Genomic DNA, 18072 nt, shown 5'->3' on the forward strand with positions numbered 1-18072 from the left:
CCCGCGACAACGGCCACAGCCGGCTGCCCGTGCCGCCACACAGGATCACAGGAACAATCAGGTCCGAGGCGGGCGGCAGGGAATGCGGCATGGGCATCTCGATCCTATGGTCACGTCGAAGCGGGCGACAGCTGCGCCCTAGAAGCCCGCCAGCCCCAAGACCGGACGTGCGGCAGCTCTGCTAGCCCGACCTGCCGCGATGGCCTGTTGGCCCTTCCAAAACTGGCTACCGACACTGGCTAGCAAAGCACACCCCTTCGCTCAGCAATATGGGACAGCGTCGTTGGCGCCGCCCGATCCGCATCTGGTCGCGTATTCCATGCGCATACCTCTGAGGCCGCGGGCAAGCCGACGCTTGGGGACGATCTGTCCGCGTGCACAGGTATCGTTCTCGATAAGTTTTGTCTCTAAGCCACTATCGAACTTTTTCCGAGACAAGCTGGTATTGGTGCTTCCGGCGTCCTCCAGGCCTTCGCCAAAAGCGAGAGCCTTCGTTCAGGCTGTGAACCACCTCTCCGCATTCGTTGTCAGGACCATGGCAAGGTCAGCCATTCACTAGATCGTTTCCTTCAAGCCTGCCGAATTGTCCAGGCACGAAATGCCGAGGAGGCCAGAAGGCAAGGTCCTCGGATCCGCCTTCACCAGGATGGCGACGGCCTTGCGGCCGAAGCAGGCCCGACCGGCGCGCAGTCCCACTTGCTCCTCCGCGGCCATCTCTCACACGATGCCCGAGCGCAGCAGGTCGTGCAGGTGAACGATCCCGAGCGGACGCGCCTCCTCGCCCACGACGAAGATGCTCGTGATATTCCGCTCGTTCATCGTGGCCAACAGGTCGGGCGCCAGGGCATCCGGCGGCACCGTCAGCGGCTGGCGCGTCATCACCGCGGCGGCCGGACCATTGACGAAGCCGCTCTGGAAGGCCCGGCGCAAGTCGCCATCGGTCAGGATGCCGATGATCCGCCCCTCGCTGTCGGTGATGCCGGTCACGCCGAAGCGTCGCGACGTCATCTGCACGATCGCTTCGGCCAGCGAGGCCTGATCGGAGACCAGCGGCACCTCGCTGCCCCCATGCATCAGGTCGCGCGCGCGCTTCAGCCGGGCGCCGAGCTTGCCGCCCGGATGGAATTCGCGGAAATCGGCGGGCGAGAAACCGCGCGCCTCCAGCAGGCACATCGCCAGGGCATCGCCCAGGGCCAGCTGCATCGCGGTGGAGGTGGTCGGCGCCAGGCCGTTCGGGCAGGCTTCCGGCATGCGCGGCAGCGTCAGGCAGAGATCGGAGGCCGATCCGAGCGCGCTGTCGGGCCGCGAGGTGATGGCGATCAGCGGCACGCTGAAGCGCCGCGTATAGCTGATGATATCAGCCAGCTCCGGCGCCTCGCCGGACCAGGAAAGCGCGAGCACCACGTCCTCGGCGCGGATCATGCCGAGGTCGCCGTGGCTCGCCTCCGCCGGATGCACGAAATGCGAGGGCGTGCCGGTGGAGGCGAGGGTGGCCACGATCTTGCGCCCCACATGGCCGGACTTGCCCATGCCGGTGACGATCAGCCGCCCGCCGGAGCGCAGGATCAGCTCCACAGCCTCCAGCACGCGATCGCCGAGTTCCCCCGCCAGCGCCGATTCCAGGGCCGTCAGCCCCTCCGCCTCCAGGCGGACGGTCCGCTGCAAGGTGGCGCGACGCACCCGATCGCCGTGGTCCACCGCCATGTCCGCCACTGCCATCACGCGACTTCCCGCAGCATCTCGCGCGCCCGTTCCAGATCCTCGGGTGTGTCGACGCCGAGCGGCACGTCATCCACCACTACCGCATCCATCCGCATGCCGGCCTCAAGCGCCCGCAGCTGCTCCAGCTTCTCCCGCAGCTCGAGCGGCGAGGGCGGCAGCGCCACCATCCGCAGCATCGGCGCGCGGCGCCAGGCATAGAGGCCGATATGGTGCCAGAGCGGCCCGGGGCCCGTGGGCGCGGTGGCGCGGGTAAAGTACAGGCAGCGGAAGCGGCCCGGCGCGATCTCGCTGCCCACCATCTTCACCACGGAGGGTGCCGTGCGCTCTTCCTCCCGCTTGATCTCCGCCACCAGCGTCGCCGCATCCACCGCCGGATCGGCCAGCGGGGTGAGGGAGGCGCGGATCGCCGCCGGTGCGATGGTCGGCAGGTCGCCCTGCACATTCACCACCGTGTCGTAGCGGCCCTCCGGATCCCAGGCCGTCAGCGCCTCCGCGATCCGGTCGGTGCCGGAGGGGTGGTCGCCGCGGGTCATCGCCACCTCGCCGCCCACGGCCCGGATAGCCTGCGCCACCTCCGGGCTGTCGGTCGCCACCAGCACGGGGCCGATTGCGGCCTCCAGCGCCCGGCGCCAGACATGCACGATCATCGGCTGGCCGTGGATTTTCGCGAGTGGCTTGCCCGGAAGCCTTGTGGCCGCCATCCGCGACGGGATCAGGATGACGGGGTTCATGCTGTGGCAAAACCCTTCACCAGGGCGTCGATCGCCATCAGCCGGCGGATCAGCCCCTCGAACTGCGCCAGGGGGACCATGTTCGGCCCGTCGGAGGGCGCGTTGTCCGGGTCCTCATGCGTCTCGATGAACAGCCCGGCGACACCCACGGCGCAAGCGGCCCGCGCCAGGGTCTCGACGAATTCCCGCTGCCCGCCCGAGGAGGTGCCCTGCCCGCCCGGCTGCTGCACCGAATGGGTGGCGTCGAAGATCACCGGCAGGCCGGTCTGCGCCGCCATGATCGGCAGCGACCGCATATCGGAGACCAGAGTATTGTAGCCGAAGGAGACGCCGCGCTCGGTCAGCAGCACATTCGGATTACCGGCGCCGGTCAGCTTGGCGGCAACGTTCTTCATGTCCCAGGGCGCCAGGAACTGGCCCTTCTTGACGTTCACAGCCCGGCCGGTGGCGGCGGCGGCCAGCAGCAGGTCGGTCTGGCGGCAGAGGAAGGCCGGGATCTGCAGCACATCCACCGCCTCGGCCACCGGGGCGCATTGGGCGGCGTCATGCACATCGGTCAGCACGGGCAGGCCCAAGCTTTCGCGGATCTCGACGAAGACCGGCAGAGCGGCGGCCATCCCCATGCCGCGCGCGGCGGTGGCGGAGGTGCGATTGGCCTTGTCGAAGCTCGACTTGTAGATCAGGCCGATGCCGAGCCGGCCGCAGATCTCCTTCAGCGCCGTCGCCGTCTCCAGCGCATGGGCGCGGCTTTCCATCTGGCAGGGGCCGGCAATCAGCGCGATCGGCAGGTGGTTGCCGAGCGCAACCGGGCCGATCCTGACGGTCTGTTCGTGCTGCACAGGAGCTCCACGGGATCTGACGTTGTGATCTCCTTGAGCAGGAGGTTACCGCTAGCTATCCTACCGCGGCCGGACCCACAATCAAACCGGGCGCGTCTTGGCTGCAGACCGGGGCCTCTCTCCATGCGCGTCTGCGACCGGGCCGGGCACGATGTCGCCGTTCCGTCTGGATGGCACGCCTTTCGCCTGCAGCGTGCGAAACATCCTGGGCAGGCAAGCCACCGCCGCAGGACGCCGCTTCTGGAAGTTGCCGCCCGGCTTCCCACAATCGCGGAAGCGTGACAGAAAGAAGATCGACCATGCAGGCCGCTTTGCTGGCGAAGCCAGATCCGGATCTTGCCGACTTCGCGGCGCTGAAGCGGAGCTGGGCCTTCGGCCTGACCGGACCCGCGCTGACGCCTGCCCTCCGGACCCGTCACCGCATCATGGTCGAGCCGATGCTACAGCGGGCGGCGGCGCAGTTGCCGGCTCTGGCCGAGCCACTTCCCCTGCCGGGCGCCGAGCAATCCGAGGCCCTGGACCTCCCCTTCCAGATCCAGCGCCGTGTCCAGTCCCTCAAGGACCTCGCCATCGCCTGGCGCCTCGCCGGCCCCGACGAGGCGGCGACCGCCACCTACCCGCAGGCCATCCTCGATTCCCTGCAGCCGATCGCCGAGCACCACTTCACGCCGCGCAGCGACCGCCCCGGCAATTGGTGGCACTGGGAGATCGGCATCCCGGCGCGGCTGCTGGATCTGCAGGTGCTGCTGGCGGACCGGATCGCGCCGCCACTGCGCGCCAGCCTGCTGGCCGCCATCGCGCGCTTCGCGCCGGATCCCGCGCGCCTGGGCGAAGGACGCAGCCCCGCCACCGGGGCGAATTGCGCCTGGTCCGCCGGCATCGCCATCCGCCGCGCCATCCTGGAGGGTGACGCGCTGCGGCTGCTGCTGGGCCTGCGCACGCTGACGCAGGAAATCCTGGAGCCAGCCTCGCGCGACGGGTTCCGCCCCGACGGGTCCTTCATCCAGCACCGCCGCCACCCCTATACCGGCGGCTATGGCGTGGACTTCCTGCTGCGCGCGGCGGAGACGGCCTGCCTGCTGCAGCACAGCCCCTGGCCCATGCCGCAGGACGCCTGCCAGCGCCTGGTGCAGGATGCGCGCCGCGGGCTGCTGCCGCTGCTGGTCGATGGCGCGGTGATGGACATGGTGCGCGGGCGGGAGATCTCCCGCGCCTGGTGCAGCGACCACGGCAAGGGCCATATGGCGCTCCGCGCACTGCTGCTGCTGGCCGAGATCGCACCGCCGGCGGAGGCCACGCTGTTCCGTGGCACGGTCAAGCATCATATCCTGGCTGATCGCGCACGCGACTTCTTCGCCTTCGACCCGCTGTTCGAGCCTGAGAACATCCCCCTCGGCCTGCTCGAGCAGGCCCGCCTGCTATGCGAAGATCCCGCCATCCCGGCGCTGCCGCCGCCCGCCGGCAGCGTGATCTTCATCGAGATGGATCGGGTGGTCTACCGCGCGCCGGCCTTCACCCTCGGCCTCGCACTGCACGGCAAGCGGACCGCGAATTATGAGTCGATGAATGAGGAAAATCTGCATGGCTGGTTCACCGCCTCGGGCATGAACAGCCTCTATCTCACCTCGGACATGACACATTTTCAGGATGGCTTCTGGCCCACAGTGGACCCTTGCCGGCTGCCCGGCACCACCATTGCGCAGCGTCCGGAAGCCGGGGCGGCCGCCAATGCCAGCGGGTCGAATTTGGTTGGAGGTGTGGCGCTCGGTGGCGTTACGGTGGCCGCCATGGCGCTGTATGCCGAACGCGGCCAGCTGACCGGCCGCAAATCCTGGTTCCTGTTCGAGGATGGCATCACGGCGCTGGGGTCAGACCTGACCCACAGGCACGGCGCCAGCTGCATGACGACGATCGAGAACCGCAATCTCGGCGCGTCGGGCAGCCGGCAATGGGTCGGTGCGGCCGGCCCGCTGGAAAGCGGCGCCGTGCCACTGGACGTTTCAAGCCAGCGCTGGCTGCACCTCGAGGGCATCGGCGGCTATGTCGTGCCGAAGCTGCTCGGCAAGGCCCGGCTGCTGGCGATGCTGGACCGCCGCAGCGGGGCCTGGTCCGACATCAACAAAAGCCCCGCCAGCCCGACGGAGCCGCTGCAGCGCAACTACCAGACCCTTTGGATCGAGCACGATAATCCGGGGGAGCCCGGCGGCTACGTCTATACGCTGCTGCCGGGGCGCGACGCCGCCGAGACCGCGGCCTTCTCCGCCGCCGCGCCGCACCAGGTGTTGCTCCGCAACGTCAGGCTGCATGCCGTCCGGCACAAGGCGCTCGGCATCACCGCCGCGGTCGCCTGGCGCGTGCCCTCAGATGGCGGCGGAATCGGGTTCGGCCCGCTGCGCCTGCTCGCGCCCGCCTGCGCCGTGCTGCGGGAGACGGCCGAGGGGCTGGAACTGGCCTTCGCACCACTGACACGGCAGGAGGCCGGGCAGCCCCTGATCCGCCTGGCATGCCCCCCCCTGGGGCTCGACCCGCTGCAGGCCGTTGTGGAAGACGGGGTGGTGCGGCTGGTGGCGTCACTGCGCGCCGGTCAGGCGTTGCATCTGCGCCTGCCGCCACCCGGCTGAGGCCCCCCTTGCCGGCAGCGCCAGGGTGGCCATGCTGCGACCCTCGAAGGCCGGGAAGGACGAGGCATGCAGGGCTATGAGGATCGGCAGGTGGCGGGCGTGCTGCACCGGCGGGTGGGGGACATCCTGGTCACCGCCCTGAATGATGGCCACCAGGACGCCCCGCTCAGCACCATGGCCGGCATCGCGGAGGCCGAGGCCGCCGCCCTCCTGCACGCCGCCTTCCGCCCGGTACCCCGGCGCACCGCGGTGAACGGCTTCCTGGTCCGCCACGGCGGCCGGGTCGCGCTGATCGATACCGGCTGCGGCCCGATCAAGCCGACCACTGGCCGCCTGGCCGGCAACTTGGCCTCGGCCGGCATCGCGCCGGGGGCGGTGGACACGCTGCTGATGACGCATCTCCACCCCGACCATTTCGGCGGCCTCACCGGCCCGGACGGCGCCGCGCTCTACCCCACCGCGCAGCTGCGGCTGCACGCCGCGGAGCACGCCTATTGGCACGACGACGCGGCGATGGGGCGCGCCGACCCGGCGCGGCAGGCGGCCTTCTTCGGCGGCGCGCGGGCGCGGCTTGCCGCCTATGCGGATCGCACCGATCTCTTCACCGGCGGCGAGGTGTTTCCCGGCGTCACCGCGCTGCCCCTGCCCGGCCACACCCCCGGACATACCGGCTTCCTGATCGCCTCGGGCGGCAAATCCCTGCTGATCTGGGGCGATATCGTGCATGTGCCGGAGGTGCAGGTGGCGCGGCCGAAGGCGACGATGGCGGTGGATGTCGACCCCGCCCAGGCCGCCGAGACCCGCCGCCGCATCTTCGACCAGGTGGCGACGGACCGGCAGGCGATCGCCGGCATGCACCTGCACTTCCCGGCCTTCGCCCATCTGGCCCGCGACGGCGAGGGTTTTCGCCTGGTTCCGGATGCCTGGTCGCTCGACCTCGACGGCGACATCTGATGCCCTGGATCGCCACGCCCGAGATCGCGCTGCGCTACGAGATTTCGGGCGAGGGCCAGGCCATTCTGATGCTGCTGCACGAAATGGGCGGCAGCCTGGAAAGCTGGGAGCCGGTGCTGCCGCTGCTGCACCCGCATTTCCGGGTGCTGCGCTACGACCAGCGCAATGCGGGGCTTTCGGAAAAGCCGCCCGGGCCGATGACGCTGGCGCAATCGGGCAATGATGCCGTGGCGCTGCTGGATGCGCTGGGTCTGACCGAGCCCGTGGTGGTGCTGGGCACCGCGGTGGGTGGCGCTGTGGCGCTGCACCTGGCCGCCGCGCATCCCGGCCGCATCCGCGCCGCCATCGTCACCTCCCCCGCCACCGGCCTGCCGGAGGCCGGCCGCGCCGCAGCCATAGAACGCGCGGATCTGCTGGAGCGCGAGGGCACGCGCGCCGTGGTGGATGCGGGGCTGGCGCAATCCTACCCCGAGGCGCTGCGCGGCGATGCCGCCCGCTTCGCCGCCACCCGCGCCTAGCGGCTGGGGGCGGATGCCGCCGGTCAGGCGCGCACCATGCGCATGCTGGCCGGCCTCGACATGGCGGCCGACCTGGCCAGCATCGCCTGCCCCGTGCTGGTGCTGGCCGGGGTGCATGACCACACCCGCCCGCCGGAGCGTGTCGCCCCGGTGGCGGAGGCCATCGCTGGCGCCCGCTTCCGGGTGCTGGAGAGCGGCCATTTCATGGCGATCCAGACGCCCGAACTGCTGGCGGCGGAGGTGCTGACGTTCCTCGCGGATCAGTAGGCCGGCGAGGATTCCGTCACGGAGACATGGGCGGAGACCACCTTCCAGCCCACATCCGGGAAGCGGACAAAGGTCTGGCTCTGCCGCCCCGGCATGTCCCGCCCGCGCATGTCGAATTCCAGGTTCACGGTGGCGAAGTCGCGGCCCAGCGTGGTGATCACCAGCCGCCGCGTCGCCAGCTTGATGCCGGGGCCTGGCGGGCGGCGCACGCGATGCGCGTGGATCTCGTCGAAGCCATAGCCGTTCTCATGGATCGCATAGCGGATGGTGTGCGGCGAGTTCCAGAAGGTGGCGTCCAGCACATCGACATCCTTGTCGATCAGCGCCTGTTCGTAGCGGTCGAACAGCGCGCGGATCTCCGCCACCACTTCGGGAATGTTCACTTCCATTTTCAAAGGCTCTCCATCGCCAGGGCTGTGCGCAGCAACAGCGTGTCCGCGCCGCGCGCCGCGATCAAGGACAGGCCGACGGGCCGCCCCTGCGCCGTGGCGCCGGGCAGGCTGATTTGCGGATGTCCCGCAAGACCGCCCAGCGCACACAGACACAGAATCTGGTCGCGGATCGGGTTCAACGCCGAGAGCGGCAGCCCTGCCTTGGGCGCCGGGAAGGGCGTGGTCGGCATGGCGAGCACGGTGCCGGGCGGCAGCAGGTGGCGCAGCCGGCCGCGCACCTCCTGGCGCATCAAGGCGGCCCAGCCGCGCTCCACCTCCGGCGTCGCGGCGGCCATCACCAGGCCGCGGGCGACGGAGAAGGCGAAGCGCGGATTGTCGCGCTCCACCCATTCGCGAAAGGTCTCCCAGGCCTCGACCGGCTGCAGCGTGCGCTGGGCGCGGCCCCAGGCGACGAGGCCGGGCGGCGCCAGCACCTCCTCCCGCCACTCCGGCACGATCTTTTTCAACTTGTCGAGCATAGGTTGCAGGGCGGCCGTGGTTTCGGGCTCGGCGAAGCCGAAGGCGTCGGTGGCGATGAGGAGGTTGTTGGGCAGCGCCTCCGCCACCTTCTCCTGCAGCAGCACTTCCGAGACACGGGCAAAAGTCGCGGCATCGCGGGCGAACCAGCCGGTCGTGTCGGAGCTCGGCGCCTGCGGCAACATGCCCGTGAGATCCAGCCGGCCATGCGTGGGCCGGATGCCGTAGAGCCCGCAGAAGCTGGCCGGCACGCGGACGGAGCCGCCGGTATCCGTGCCCAGCGCCGTCTCGCACAGACCTTGCGCCACGGCGCTGGCGGAGCCGGAAGAGGAGCCGCCCGGCACATGCCCCGGCGCCGCGGGGTTCAGCGGCGTGCCCTCAAAGGCGTTCTCGCCCAGAATGCCGAGCGAGACTTCGTCGGTGATCGTCTTGCCGATCAGCGTGGCGCCGGCATCCAGCAGGGTCTGCACCGCCCAGGCATGGCGCGTCGGCACGGGGTTCTGGCGCGCCCAGTCCGGGTTGCCTCCGCCGGTCGGGTGGCCGGCGATATCGAACAGGTCCTTGGCGGCGAAGCGCAGGCCGGAGAGGGAGCCACCGGGACTGCCCTCGATGCGAATCTCGATGCCGGGCACGAAGGGGGACATGGCAGCTCCTGCAGCGTCTCGTCGGACTATGGCGCAGCAGGGCCGGACCGTGGAATGCTGCGCGAAAGATCGGGGTTCATCGTCATGCCACAGGACACGGCGCGTGTCGTGCTCATCACCGGCGCGGGGCGCGGCATCGGGCTGGCCACGGCGCAACGCTTCCTGGCGGAAGGCTGGCGCGTGGCGCTGCTGGATATCGACGCGGCGCTGCTCGACTCCGCAATGGGAACGCTCGCGCAGTCGGAGACCACGCTGGCGCTGCAATGCGACGTGGCCGATGCCTTGGCCATCACCGGTGCGGTACGCGCGGCGCATGCGCATTTCGGCCGGCTGGATGCGCTGGTGAACAATGCCGGCACCGCGGTGTTCAAGCCGATGCTGGAAACGACGCCGGAGGAATGGGCACGCGTGCTCGCGGTGAACCTCACCGGGCCCTTCCTCGCCGTGCATGCGGCGGCGCCGCTGATGGCGGAGGGCGGCGGCGGGGCGGTGGTGAACATCACCTCCATCTCCGGCCTGCGCGCCTCCACGCTGCGCGTCGCCTATGGCACCAGCAAGGCGGGCCTGGCGCATCTGACCAAGCAGCAGGCGGTGGAGCTTGCGGCACTCGGCATCCGCGTGAATGCGGTGGCGCCGGGGCCGGTGGACACGGCGATGGCCAAGGCGGTGCATACGCCCGAAATTCGCCGCGACTACCACGACACCATCCCGCTGAACCGCTACGGGCTGGAGAGCGAGCTGGCCGAGGCGATCTTCTTCCTGTGCAGCGACCGCGCCAGCTATATCACCGGCCAGGTCATCGCCGTGGATGGCGGGTTCGAGGCCACCGGCATCGGCCTGCCGACGCTGCGCACCGCGCGGCTCAATATCTAGTCGGTGACGAAGGGCATGATCTCCACCGCATCGCCCGGGAAGATCGCGAAATGCGGGTGGTTTTCGAAGAGGTACGCGGCGGCGTCGATGTCCTCGGCCTCGACGACCACGTAGCCGCAGATCTCGTTCACAGCCTCCGCGACGCCGTCCTTGGTCACCCGCCGCGTCTTTCCCACCATGCCGCCGCGGTCGAGGATGGCGGCCGCGTGCCGCGCCTCCCACGCCACCCAGGCCGGCACGCCCGCAGCATCCACCGCCGCCTGTTCCGCCTCGGGCATCTGGCGGAAGCGCGCGACGTTCTCGGGCCGCATCGTATAGACGGCGAGGAAACGGGGCATGCGCCGCCTCAGTCCAGCACGGCCTGGTAGCTCAGCACGCGCAATTCGCGCCGCAGCGGCCAGGTGGAGGAGGGCATGAGCTGGGTCAGCAGAATCACCGCCATCTCCTCCGCTGGATCCACCCAGAAGGCGGTGCTGGCGGCGCCGCCCCAGGCGCATTCGCCGGGCGTGCCGAGGATTTGTGCCCGCGCCGGGTCCAGCGTGACGGAAAAGCCGAGGCCGAAGCCGATGCCCTCCGCCGTGCTCTCGGACCAGCGCGGCTGGCCCATCGCCGCCATATCGCCGCGCAGATGGTTCGACATCATCAGCTCGACCGTCTTGCGGCCGAGATAGCGCGTGCCGTCAAGCTCGCCCTTGTTCAGCAGCATGCGGCAGAACTGGAGATAATCCGCCGCCGTCGAGACCAGCCCGCCGCCGCCCGAATGCACCTTTCGAGGTGAGAGGTAGCGGCTGGTCGCGGGGTCATCGATCAGCTTCAGGCTGCGGTCGCTGCCCAGCGCGTAGTTTGCCGCGAGCCGCGCGCCCTGCCCCTCCCGCACATGGAAATCGGTGTCCACCATGCCGAGCGGATCGATCAGCCTTTCCTTGAGGAAGGCCGCGAATGGCTGGCCGGAAATGACCTCCACCAGGTATCCGAGCACGTCGGTGGAAACCGAGTAGTTCCATTCGGTGCCGGGCTCCGCGATCAGCGGCAGTTTTGCCAAGGCCTCCGTCACCTCGCCCAGCGAGGTCTCGGCGCTGCCATAGTCGATGCCGCCATCGCGATACATGGCATCGACCGCGGTCGCCTGCATGAAGCCATAGGTGAGGCCCGAGGTATGCGTCAGCAGATCCCGGAAGGTGATGCCGCGCATGGCCGGCACGGTATCCACCTTGCCGCGCGCACCGCCGGTGCAGACGCGCTGGTTCGCGAAATAGGGCAGAAAGCGGCTGATCGGATCGTCGAGCTGGAAGCGGCCTTCCTCGTACAGCATCATGATCGCCGCGCTGGTCAGCGGCTTGGTCATGGAATAGATGCGGTGGATCGTCTCCGGCGTCATCGTCGTGCTGCGGGCGAGATCCGCCAGCCCGCTGCTGCCGCAATGCGCCACCTGGCCGCGGCGAAACACCAGCGTGGTGGCGCCGGCGACCTTGCCATCCGCGACCAGCGAATCGCGCCAGGCATCGATGCGCGCAAGCCGCGCGGTGGAAAGCCCCACCTGCTCCGGCGTTCCGATGCTGATGCCCATGGCGCTGCCTCCTGCTGTCGGCGTCACAGATAGCCCATCCGTGCGTCGCGTGACGAGGCCTCGGGCGCGCGCGCCGCCGCGGGGCCAAAACCGCCGCCGCCGCTGGTCTCCAGCCGCACCACATCGCCCTGGCGCAGCGGCAGGTTGTCCGTCTTCGGCAGGATCGGCGATTCCACGCCGTCGCGCCGCAGCACCAGCGCGCCCTTCGCCGCCTCGCCGCCGCCGGCCAGGCCATAGGGCGCGTGGTCGAAGCGGTCCATATTCGCGGTGAAGAAGCAGGCGGTGCTGTCGATCCGCCATTCCCGCACCAGGCCGAGTCCGCCGCGGAAGCGCCCCTCGCCGCCGCTGCCCTCGCGCAGGCCGTAGCGCAGCACGGTCAGCGGCAGCTGCGCCTCGATCATCTCGATCGGGATATTGGCATTGTTGTGCATGCCGGAGGCATAGGCGTTCACGCCATCCTTCGCCGGATGCGCGCCCGATCCGCCGATCTCGATCTCCACCAGCACTTCGCGCGCGCCGCTGTCCTGCACGGTCTGGAAGGTGGTGACGTAGCTGTTGCCGTAATAGGCGGCTGGGATGAGCTCCGGCACCGCCTGGTGCAGCGCACCGTTCATCGCGTTCAGCAGACGGTGCGTGACGGCGATGCGATGCGCGACGGGCGCGGGGTGGCGCGCATTCACCACAAGCCCCTCCGGCGCCACCACCGTGATCGGCCGGTAGCAGCCCGCGCTCATATGCAGCGAGGAATCGGCGCAGCACATCAGCGCGAACATCACGGCCGCATTGGTGCTGGCCAGCGTCGCATTGGTCGGCCCCGCCACCTGCGCGGCACAGCCCGAGAGATCGACCAGCGCCGTCTCACCGGTGATGGTCAGCTTCACATGCAGGCGGATGCGCTGGCCGAGCGCGATGCCGTCATCGTCGAGAAAATCCTCGAACTCATAGGTGCCATCGGGCATGCGGCCGATGGCGGCGCGCATGCCGGCCTCGCTCATGTCGAGGATGCGCGCACCGGCCTCCACCACCGCCGCCGCGCCGAAGCGCGTGGCCAGCCGCGACAGCGCCGCGGCGCCCACCTCGAGGCTCGCCAGCTGCGACGACAGATCGCCCAGCAGCAGATCGGGCTTGCGGACATTCTGCCGGATCATCGCCCAGATGCCCTCGTTGCGCCGCCCGCCCTCGATGATCTTCACGGGCGGAATGCGCAGGCCTTCCTGGAAGATTTCCGTGGCCTTGGCGGCGTAGCTGCCGGCCACCAGCCCGCCGACATCGATGTGGTGGCAGAGCGTGCCGACGAAGGCGATGCGCGCGCCGTCGTGGAAGACGGGCCGGAAGGCCAGAATGTCCGGCAGGTGCTGGCCGCCGCAATAGGGGTCGTTGAAGATGACGACGTCGCCCTCGTGCCAATCCTCCGGCGGCACATGGTCCGCCAGCAGCGTGCGCAGCGCATGCGTCATCGAATTCAGATGGCCGGGGATGCGCGCGGATTGCGCCAGGTTGCGGCCCTCCGCGTCGAAGACGGCGGTGGAATAGTCCAGCAGCTCGCGCACGATGGTGCTGCGGCTGGTGCGCCAGATGGTGATGTCCATCTCCGCCGCCGCCGCGTTCAGCGCGTTGCGGATCACCTCGATCTCGATCGGTCCCAGCATCACGCCATCCTCCGCGCGACGATGGCGCCTTCGGGGTCGAGACTCGCCTGCCAGTGGCGGGCGATGACATGCGTCGCAAAGGCTTCCTCGATGATGGCGGGGCCGTGCAGCACATCGCCGACCCGCAAGGCCTCGCGCCGCCACACCGGCCAGTCCGTCGCCGCGCCCGCCTGCCAGATGCGGCGCGTGCCCGGCTTCGTCGCCGCATCCGGCGATTCCGGCACCACCTCCGCCGGCTTGTCGAGGCGACCGATGGCGGTTGCGCGCAGCGTCACGATCTCCACGCGCTCGCCCTCCGCAGCATAGGAGAAGCGCGCGCGATGCGCCGCGTGGAAACGCGCCACCAGCGGTGCCAAAGCCGGCGCCTCGGGCCAGGGCACCAGCAGCTCGAAGGCCTGGCCGCGATAGCGCAGGTCGGCGGCGATCTCGACCGCGCGCTGCGCCGCCGGCACGTCATCCGCCTCCAGCCGCGCGGTCGCCTCGGCCCGCAGCGAGTCCACCGCCTCCGCCAGCGCCGCCCCCTGCGATTCATCCGCCGCATAGAGCCGCGACCGCGCGATATCCTGCGCCAGGTCGGAGAACAGGATGCCATAGGCGGAGAGCGTGCCGGGCTCCCGCGGGAAGATCACTTCGGTGATGCCGAGCTCATCCGCCACCTCCGTCGCATGCAGACCGCCCGCGCCACCGAAGGACAGCAGCGAAAAGGCGCGCGGGTCGAGACCCTTCTCGAACAGCGAAAGCCGCACGGCGGCGGCGAGCTGCGCATTGGTCACGCGCAGCACGCCCTCCGCCGCTTCTTCCGTGCCCAGCGATAGCGGCCCCCCGATGCGCGCTTCCATCGCTGCGCGCGCCGCGCCGAGATCCAGCGCCATGGCGCCGCCGAGAAAAAAATCGGGATCGAAGCGGCCGAGCACCGCATTGGCATCCGTCACCGTCGGCTCCACGCCGCCGCGCCCATAGCAGACTGGCCCCGGCCGCGCGCCGGCGCTGCGCGGTCCCGCCGTCAGCCGCCCCGCCGCATCCACCGCGGCGATGGAGCCGCCGCCGGCGCCGATGGTGCGCATCTCCACCATGGGCAGCCGCACCGGCAGCCCGCCGACCTCGCCCTGCGTCACCAGGCCGATGCGATGGTCCTGCACCACGCTCACATCGAAGCTGGTGCCGCCCATATCTACCGCGACTAGGTTCGGCCGCGCCAGCCGCTGCGAAATCCGCTCCGCCGCCAGCGCGCCGCCGGAGGGGCCGGACAGCAGCAGCCGCGCCGGCTGTTCCGCCGCGCGGCGCAGGCTGCACATGCCGCCATTGGACTGCACCAGGAAGATGCGCGGCGCGAAGCCGCCCTCCCCCAACCGCGACTCCAGCTTGTCCAGGTAGCGCTGCACCACCGGCATCAGCAGCGCGTTCAGCACCGTGGTGGAGAGGCGCTCGTATTCGCGAATTTCCGGGCTGATCTCGGAGGATAGGCTGATCGGCACGCCGGGCAGCGCCGCCGCCACCGCTTCGCGCAGCGCCCGTTCATGAGCGGGGTTTGCATAGGCATGCAGGAGCCCGATCGCCACCGCTTCCGGCGACACCTCGCGCAACCGGTCAAGCAGCGGCGCGAGGTCGCCGAGCGGCGTCTCCACGCTGCCATCGGCACGCAGCCGTTCCGGCACGCCGAAGCGGCGGTCGCGTTCGATCAGGCAGGGGAAGGGATCAGGCGCCAGGCCGTAGATGTCGCGGCGCACATGGCGCGTGATCTCCAGCACATCCTCGAAGCCCGCGGTCGTCAGCAGCACGCCCTGGGCCAGCTTGCGCTCCAGCACGGCGTTGGTCGCGATGGTGGTGCCATGCAGCAGCAGCCCCACCTCCGCCAGCGCAAAGCCGAAGCGCGAAGCGGCCTCCCGCACGCCGGTGAGCAATCCCTCGGAGGGATCGGCCGGGGTGGTCGGCGTCTTCCAGGCCACGACGCGGCCGTGCCGGGCATCGAGGATCTGCAGGTCGGTGAAGGTGCCGCCGATATCGACGGCGATGCGGACGGGGCGTGCCGTGCTCATCCGCGGCGCGGACCGTAATGCGTCGTCATGAAGTCTCTCCGTCTGCGGCCGTGATGGAACACGCGAAAGCCCCTGCCCCGCAAGGCGTGGTCCTGCCAGATTCGTGCCAGCTTGCGGGCCGCTTCGGGCGCCCCCTATGCTCGGCGGAACAGGGAGGACAAGGCGGCATGCCCACGGTGCGCCAAGCGGTGCTTGAGCTGTTGCGCTCGCTCGGCAGCACCACGGTCTTCGGCAATCCAGGTTCCACCGAGATGCCCTTCCTCGACCGCTTTCCGGGCGATTTCCGCTACGTGCTCGGGCTGCAGGAAGCCTGCGTGGTGGGCATGGCGGATGGCTATGCCCGCGCCAGCGGCACGCCGGCCTTCGTGAACCTGCACTCGGCTGCGGGGGTGGGGCATGCGCTGGGCAATGTCTTCACCGCGCAGCGCAACCAGGCGCCGCTGGTCATCACCGCCGGCCAGCAGGTGCGCGCCCTGCTGCCCAACCAGCCCTTCCTGGGCGCGACCGAGGCCGCGAATTTCCCAAAACCCTATGTGAAATTCAGCATCGAGCCGGCGCGGGCGGAGGATGTGGCGGCCGCCATCGCCCAGGCTTTCCGGATCGCCCAGCGCCGCCCCTGCGGCCCGGTCTTCGTCTCGATTCCTGCTGACGACTGGGGCCGGCCCTGCGAGGCGCCCATTCCGCGCATCCTGTCGCCCGACGTGGCCCCCGACCCAGCGCTGATCGCCGAGGCCGCACAGGCGCTGGCGGTGTCGAAAAACCCGGTGCTGGTGGTGGGGCCGGAGGTGGACCAGGAGGGCATGGGCCCGGCCCTGGTGACGCTGGCGGAGGCGATCGGCGCGCCGGTGCTCACCAGCCCCTTCGCCAGCCGCATCGCCTTCCCCGAGGATCACCCCCTGTTTGCCGGTTTTCTCGCCGCCGCGCCCCAGGCGGTCTCCGACGCGCTGGCGCCCCATGACTGCGTGCTGGTGGTGGGCGCGCCGGTCTTCACCTTCCACGTGGCCGGCGAGGCCGCGATCTTCCGCAGCGGCACGCCGATCTTCCACCTGACCGCGGATGGCGACACCGCCGCCAGCGCCCCCGCCGGCACCAGCATCCTGGGGAGCCTGCGCTTCGCCATCCCGGCGCTGCAGGCCGCCTTGCCCGAAATGCATCGCGCCGCCCCGGCGCCCCGCGCGCCCACGCCACTGCCACAACCCGCCGACCCGATCCCGGCCGCGTATCTGCTGCACCGCCTGCACCTTGCGATGCCGGAGGACGCCATCCTGGTGGAGGAAGCGCCCTCCCACCGCCCGGCCATGCAGGCGCAGATGCCGCGCACGCGCTGGGGCAGCTTCTTCACCATGGCGAGCGGCGGGCTCGGCTATGGCCTGCCGGCGGCGGTGGGCGTGGCGCTGGCGAAGCCGGACCAGCGCGTGGTCTGCCTGATTGGCGACGGGTCGATGATGTATGCGCCACAGGCGCTCTGGACCGCCGTGCAGCACGGGCTGCGCCTCACCACCGTCGTCATCAACAATGGCGGCTATGGCGCCATGCGCTCCATCGGCCAGGCGATGCAGGTGCGCGACATCCCCGGCATCGACCTGCCGGGCCTCGACTTCGTGCGGATCGCCGAGGGCATGGGCTGCCCCGCCATCCGCATCACCCACCCGGATGCGCTGGACGCCGCGCTGCGCGAGGCCTGCCGGGCGGAGGGACCCATGCTGGTGGAGGTCGTCGTCGATGCGGCGGTCCCCACCCTCTACCACAAGGCCTGATCGCAAAGGGGGACAACGCCCATGCCCATCACCCGCCGCGCCACGCTTGCCGCCGCCACCCTGCTCGCCACGCCGGCTCTCGGCCAAGGCTGGCCCTCCCGCCCGATCCGCATCGTGGTCCCCTTCCCGCCCGGCGGGCTGGTGGACACGCTGGCCCGCGCCCTCGCCCCGCGGCTGACGGAGCGCTTTGGCCAGCCTGTCGTCGTGGAAAACCGCGCCGGCGCCGGCGGCAATATCGGCGCGGACCTGGTGGCCAAGGCGCCGCCGGATGGCCATACGCTGCTGGCCAGCTCGCTCGGCCCGGTCGCGGTGAACCAGTTCATCTATCGGACCATGCCCTTCGACACGCAGACCGCCTTCGCCCCCATCGTGCTGCTGATCAGCACGCCCAAGTTGCTGTGCGTGGGGCCGCAGCGGCCGTGGCAGGACGTGGCCGCGCTGGTCGCCGCGGCGAAGGCCGCCCCCGGCACGCTGACCGCTGGGTCCGCCGGCCCCGGCACCAGCCTGCATCTGGCGCTGGAGCTGTTCAAGCGCGCCACGGGGACGGAAATCCAGCACGTGCCCTATCGCGGCGCCGCGGCCGCCATCACGGATCTCGTCGGCGGGCAGATCGACATGGTGATCGACAACCTGCCGAATATCCTGGGCCAGATCACCGGCGGCCAGGTGCGCCCGCTGGCCGCCGCCACCACCACCCGCCTGGCGCAGCTGCCGCAGGTGCCGACCATGGCGGAATCCGGCATCGACTTCGTCTTCGGCACCGCCTTCGGCCTGGTCGCCCCCGCCGGTACGCCGCAGCCCATCCTGCAACGGGTGGCGGAGACGGTGACGGAGGCGCTGCGCGACCCCGCCATCGGCGGCCGCCTGGCGCAGCAGGGCGCCATCCTCGGCGGCGGCGGCCCGGCGGACTTCGCCGCGGTGATCGAACGCGAGAAGACGCTGCTGGAGCCGGTGATCCGCGCCGCCGGCATCCGCGCCGAATAGTC

Annotated in this window: 17 protein-coding genes; 7 read left to right on the top strand and 10 right to left on the bottom strand. The window is 70.3% G+C overall.

Features of this window, described 5'->3' with window-relative positions:
• Nucleotides 1–555: 555 nt before the first annotated feature.
• Genes J3S20_RS13725 through kdsA form a run of 4 tightly spaced genes read right to left on the bottom strand, consistent with a single transcriptional unit; the run spans nt 556 to nt 3292 of the window.
• Nucleotides 556–714, bottom strand: coding sequence for a hypothetical protein (locus J3S20_RS13725; protein WP_216837070.1), 159 nt, complete (start codon nt 712–714; stop codon nt 556–558).
• A 3-nt stretch (nt 715–717) separates the two neighbouring features.
• Nucleotides 718–1719: a KpsF/GutQ family sugar-phosphate isomerase gene (locus J3S20_RS13730; protein ID WP_216837071.1), complete on the bottom strand. Its 1002-nt coding sequence runs from the start codon at nt 1717–1719 to the stop codon at nt 718–720.
• Entirely contained in the window at nt 1719–2453 is a 735-nt protein-coding gene (locus J3S20_RS13735; RefSeq protein ID WP_216837072.1) for a 3-deoxy-manno-octulosonate cytidylyltransferase, read from the bottom strand. Before J3S20_RS13735 ends, J3S20_RS13730 begins: the two co-directional genes overlap by 1 nt.
• Nucleotides 2450–3292, bottom strand: a complete 843-nt coding sequence (gene kdsA, locus J3S20_RS13740) for a 3-deoxy-8-phosphooctulonate synthase (protein WP_216837073.1) — start codon at nt 3290–3292, stop codon at nt 2450–2452. Before kdsA ends, J3S20_RS13735 begins: the two co-directional genes overlap by 4 nt.
• Before the next feature lie 299 nt (nt 3293–3591).
• On the opposite strand from kdsA, the gene J3S20_RS13745 reads away from it, so the two are divergent.
• The 4 genes from J3S20_RS13745 (at nt 3592) to J3S20_RS13760 (ending at nt 7652) form a co-directional block, all read left to right on the top strand.
• The gene (locus J3S20_RS13745; protein WP_216837074.1) at nt 3592–5913 is read left to right on the top strand and encodes a polysaccharide lyase 8 family protein; all 2322 of its coding nucleotides are present in this window, start codon (nt 3592–3594) and stop codon (nt 5911–5913) included.
• Between the two features lie 66 nt (nt 5914–5979).
• Complete coding sequence (locus J3S20_RS13750; RefSeq protein ID WP_216837075.1) at nt 5980–6867, top strand: MBL fold metallo-hydrolase; 888 nt, start codon at nt 5980–5982, stop codon at nt 6865–6867.
• A complete protein-coding gene (locus J3S20_RS13755; protein WP_216837076.1) occupies nt 6867–7385 on the top strand; it encodes an alpha/beta fold hydrolase in 519 nt (172 codons plus the stop codon). Before J3S20_RS13750 ends, J3S20_RS13755 begins: the two co-directional genes overlap by 1 nt.
• A 36-nt stretch (nt 7386–7421) precedes the next feature.
• On the top strand, nt 7422–7652 hold the full coding sequence (locus J3S20_RS13760; RefSeq protein WP_216837077.1) for an alpha/beta fold hydrolase: 231 nt from the start codon (nt 7422–7424) through the stop codon (nt 7650–7652).
• Here J3S20_RS13760 and hpxZ read toward each other — a convergent pair.
• Nucleotides 7646–8041, bottom strand: a complete 396-nt coding sequence (hpxZ, locus tag J3S20_RS13765; RefSeq protein ID WP_216837078.1) for an oxalurate catabolism protein HpxZ — start codon at nt 8039–8041, stop codon at nt 7646–7648. The two genes, J3S20_RS13760 and hpxZ, sit on opposite strands and share 7 nt — an antisense overlap.
• Nucleotides 8042–8043: 2 nt before the next feature.
• Nucleotides 8044–9204, bottom strand: a complete 1161-nt coding sequence (locus tag J3S20_RS13770) for an amidase (RefSeq protein WP_216837079.1) — start codon at nt 9202–9204, stop codon at nt 8044–8046.
• 84 nt (nt 9205–9288) lie between these two features.
• Here J3S20_RS13770 and J3S20_RS13775 point away from each other — a divergent pair, with 84 nt between their 5' ends.
• A complete protein-coding gene (locus J3S20_RS13775; protein ID WP_216837080.1) occupies nt 9289–10077 on the top strand; it encodes an SDR family NAD(P)-dependent oxidoreductase in 789 nt (262 codons plus the stop codon).
• Here J3S20_RS13775 and J3S20_RS13780 read toward each other — a convergent pair.
• The 4 genes from J3S20_RS13780 to J3S20_RS13795 are packed head-to-tail and all read right to left on the bottom strand — an operon-like array spanning nt 10074 to nt 15329.
• Nucleotides 10074–10415 carry a hypothetical protein gene (locus tag J3S20_RS13780; RefSeq protein ID WP_216837081.1) on the bottom strand — a complete coding sequence of 114 codons (342 nt, stop codon included), beginning with the start codon at nt 10413–10415 and terminating at the stop codon, nt 10074–10076. The two genes, J3S20_RS13775 and J3S20_RS13780, sit on opposite strands and share 4 nt — an antisense overlap.
• 8 nt (nt 10416–10423) lie before the next feature.
• Complete coding sequence (locus J3S20_RS13785) at nt 10424–11644, bottom strand: serine hydrolase domain-containing protein (protein ID WP_216837082.1); 1221 nt, start codon at nt 11642–11644, stop codon at nt 10424–10426.
• A 23-nt stretch (nt 11645–11667) separates the two neighbouring features.
• Nucleotides 11668–13293, bottom strand: a complete 1626-nt coding sequence (locus tag J3S20_RS13790) for a hydantoinase B/oxoprolinase family protein (protein ID WP_216837083.1) — start codon at nt 13291–13293, stop codon at nt 11668–11670.
• Entirely contained in the window at nt 13293–15329 is a 2037-nt protein-coding gene (locus J3S20_RS13795; protein ID WP_216837084.1) for a hydantoinase/oxoprolinase family protein, read from the bottom strand. Before J3S20_RS13795 ends, J3S20_RS13790 begins: the two co-directional genes overlap by 1 nt.
• A 167-nt stretch (nt 15330–15496) precedes the next feature.
• Here J3S20_RS13795 and mdlC point away from each other — a divergent pair, with 167 nt between their 5' ends.
• A complete protein-coding gene (mdlC, locus tag J3S20_RS13800; RefSeq protein WP_216837085.1) occupies nt 15497–17086 on the top strand; it encodes a benzoylformate decarboxylase in 1590 nt (529 codons plus the stop codon).
• A 21-nt stretch (nt 17087–17107) separates the two neighbouring features.
• The gene (locus tag J3S20_RS13805; RefSeq protein ID WP_216837086.1) at nt 17108–18070 is read left to right on the top strand and encodes a Bug family tripartite tricarboxylate transporter substrate binding protein; all 963 of its coding nucleotides are present in this window, start codon (nt 17108–17110) and stop codon (nt 18068–18070) included.
• Nucleotides 18071–18072 lie beyond the last annotated feature (2 nt).

It is taken from the genome of Falsiroseomonas tokyonensis (genome assembly GCF_019024325.1).
GTDB classification, from domain to species: domain Bacteria; phylum Pseudomonadota; class Alphaproteobacteria; order Acetobacterales; family Acetobacteraceae; genus Falsiroseomonas; species Falsiroseomonas tokyonensis.

Bases quoted from the DNA above. Each gene is read 5' to 3' on its own strand.
- J3S20_RS13745 (WP_216837074.1), top strand. From the start codon at position 3,592: ATGCAGGCCGCTTTGCTGGCGAAGCCAGATCCGGATCTTGCCGACTTC.
- J3S20_RS13780 (WP_216837081.1), bottom strand. From the start codon at position 10,415: ATGCCCCGTTTCCTCGCCGTCTATACGATGCGGCCCGAGAACGTCGCG.
- J3S20_RS13755 (WP_216837076.1), top strand. From the start codon at position 6,867: ATGCCCTGGATCGCCACGCCCGAGATCGCGCTGCGCTACGAGATTTCG.
- J3S20_RS13725 (WP_216837070.1), bottom strand. From the start codon at position 714: ATGGCCGCGGAGGAGCAAGTGGGACTGCGCGCCGGTCGGGCCTGCTTC.
- hpxZ (WP_216837078.1), bottom strand. From the start codon at position 8,041: ATGGAAGTGAACATTCCCGAAGTGGTGGCGGAGATCCGCGCGCTGTTC.
- J3S20_RS13750 (WP_216837075.1), top strand. From the start codon at position 5,980: ATGCAGGGCTATGAGGATCGGCAGGTGGCGGGCGTGCTGCACCGGCGG.
- J3S20_RS13770 (WP_216837079.1), bottom strand. From the start codon at position 9,204: ATGTCCCCCTTCGTGCCCGGCATCGAGATTCGCATCGAGGGCAGTCCC.
- J3S20_RS13775 (WP_216837080.1), top strand. From the start codon at position 9,289: ATGCCACAGGACACGGCGCGTGTCGTGCTCATCACCGGCGCGGGGCGC.
- J3S20_RS13790 (WP_216837083.1), bottom strand. From the start codon at position 13,293: ATGCTGGGACCGATCGAGATCGAGGTGATCCGCAACGCGCTGAACGCG.
- J3S20_RS13795 (WP_216837084.1), bottom strand. From the start codon at position 15,329: ATGAGCACGGCACGCCCCGTCCGCATCGCCGTCGATATCGGCGGCACC.
- J3S20_RS13785 (WP_216837082.1), bottom strand. From the start codon at position 11,644: ATGGGCATCAGCATCGGAACGCCGGAGCAGGTGGGGCTTTCCACCGCG.
- J3S20_RS13730 (WP_216837071.1), bottom strand. From the start codon at position 1,719: ATGGCAGTGGCGGACATGGCGGTGGACCACGGCGATCGGGTGCGTCGC.
- J3S20_RS13760 (WP_216837077.1), top strand. From the start codon at position 7,422: ATGCGCATGCTGGCCGGCCTCGACATGGCGGCCGACCTGGCCAGCATC.
- mdlC (WP_216837085.1), top strand. From the start codon at position 15,497: ATGCCCACGGTGCGCCAAGCGGTGCTTGAGCTGTTGCGCTCGCTCGGC.
- J3S20_RS13735 (WP_216837072.1), bottom strand. From the start codon at position 2,453: ATGAACCCCGTCATCCTGATCCCGTCGCGGATGGCGGCCACAAGGCTT.
- J3S20_RS13805 (WP_216837086.1), top strand. From the start codon at position 17,108: ATGCCCATCACCCGCCGCGCCACGCTTGCCGCCGCCACCCTGCTCGCC.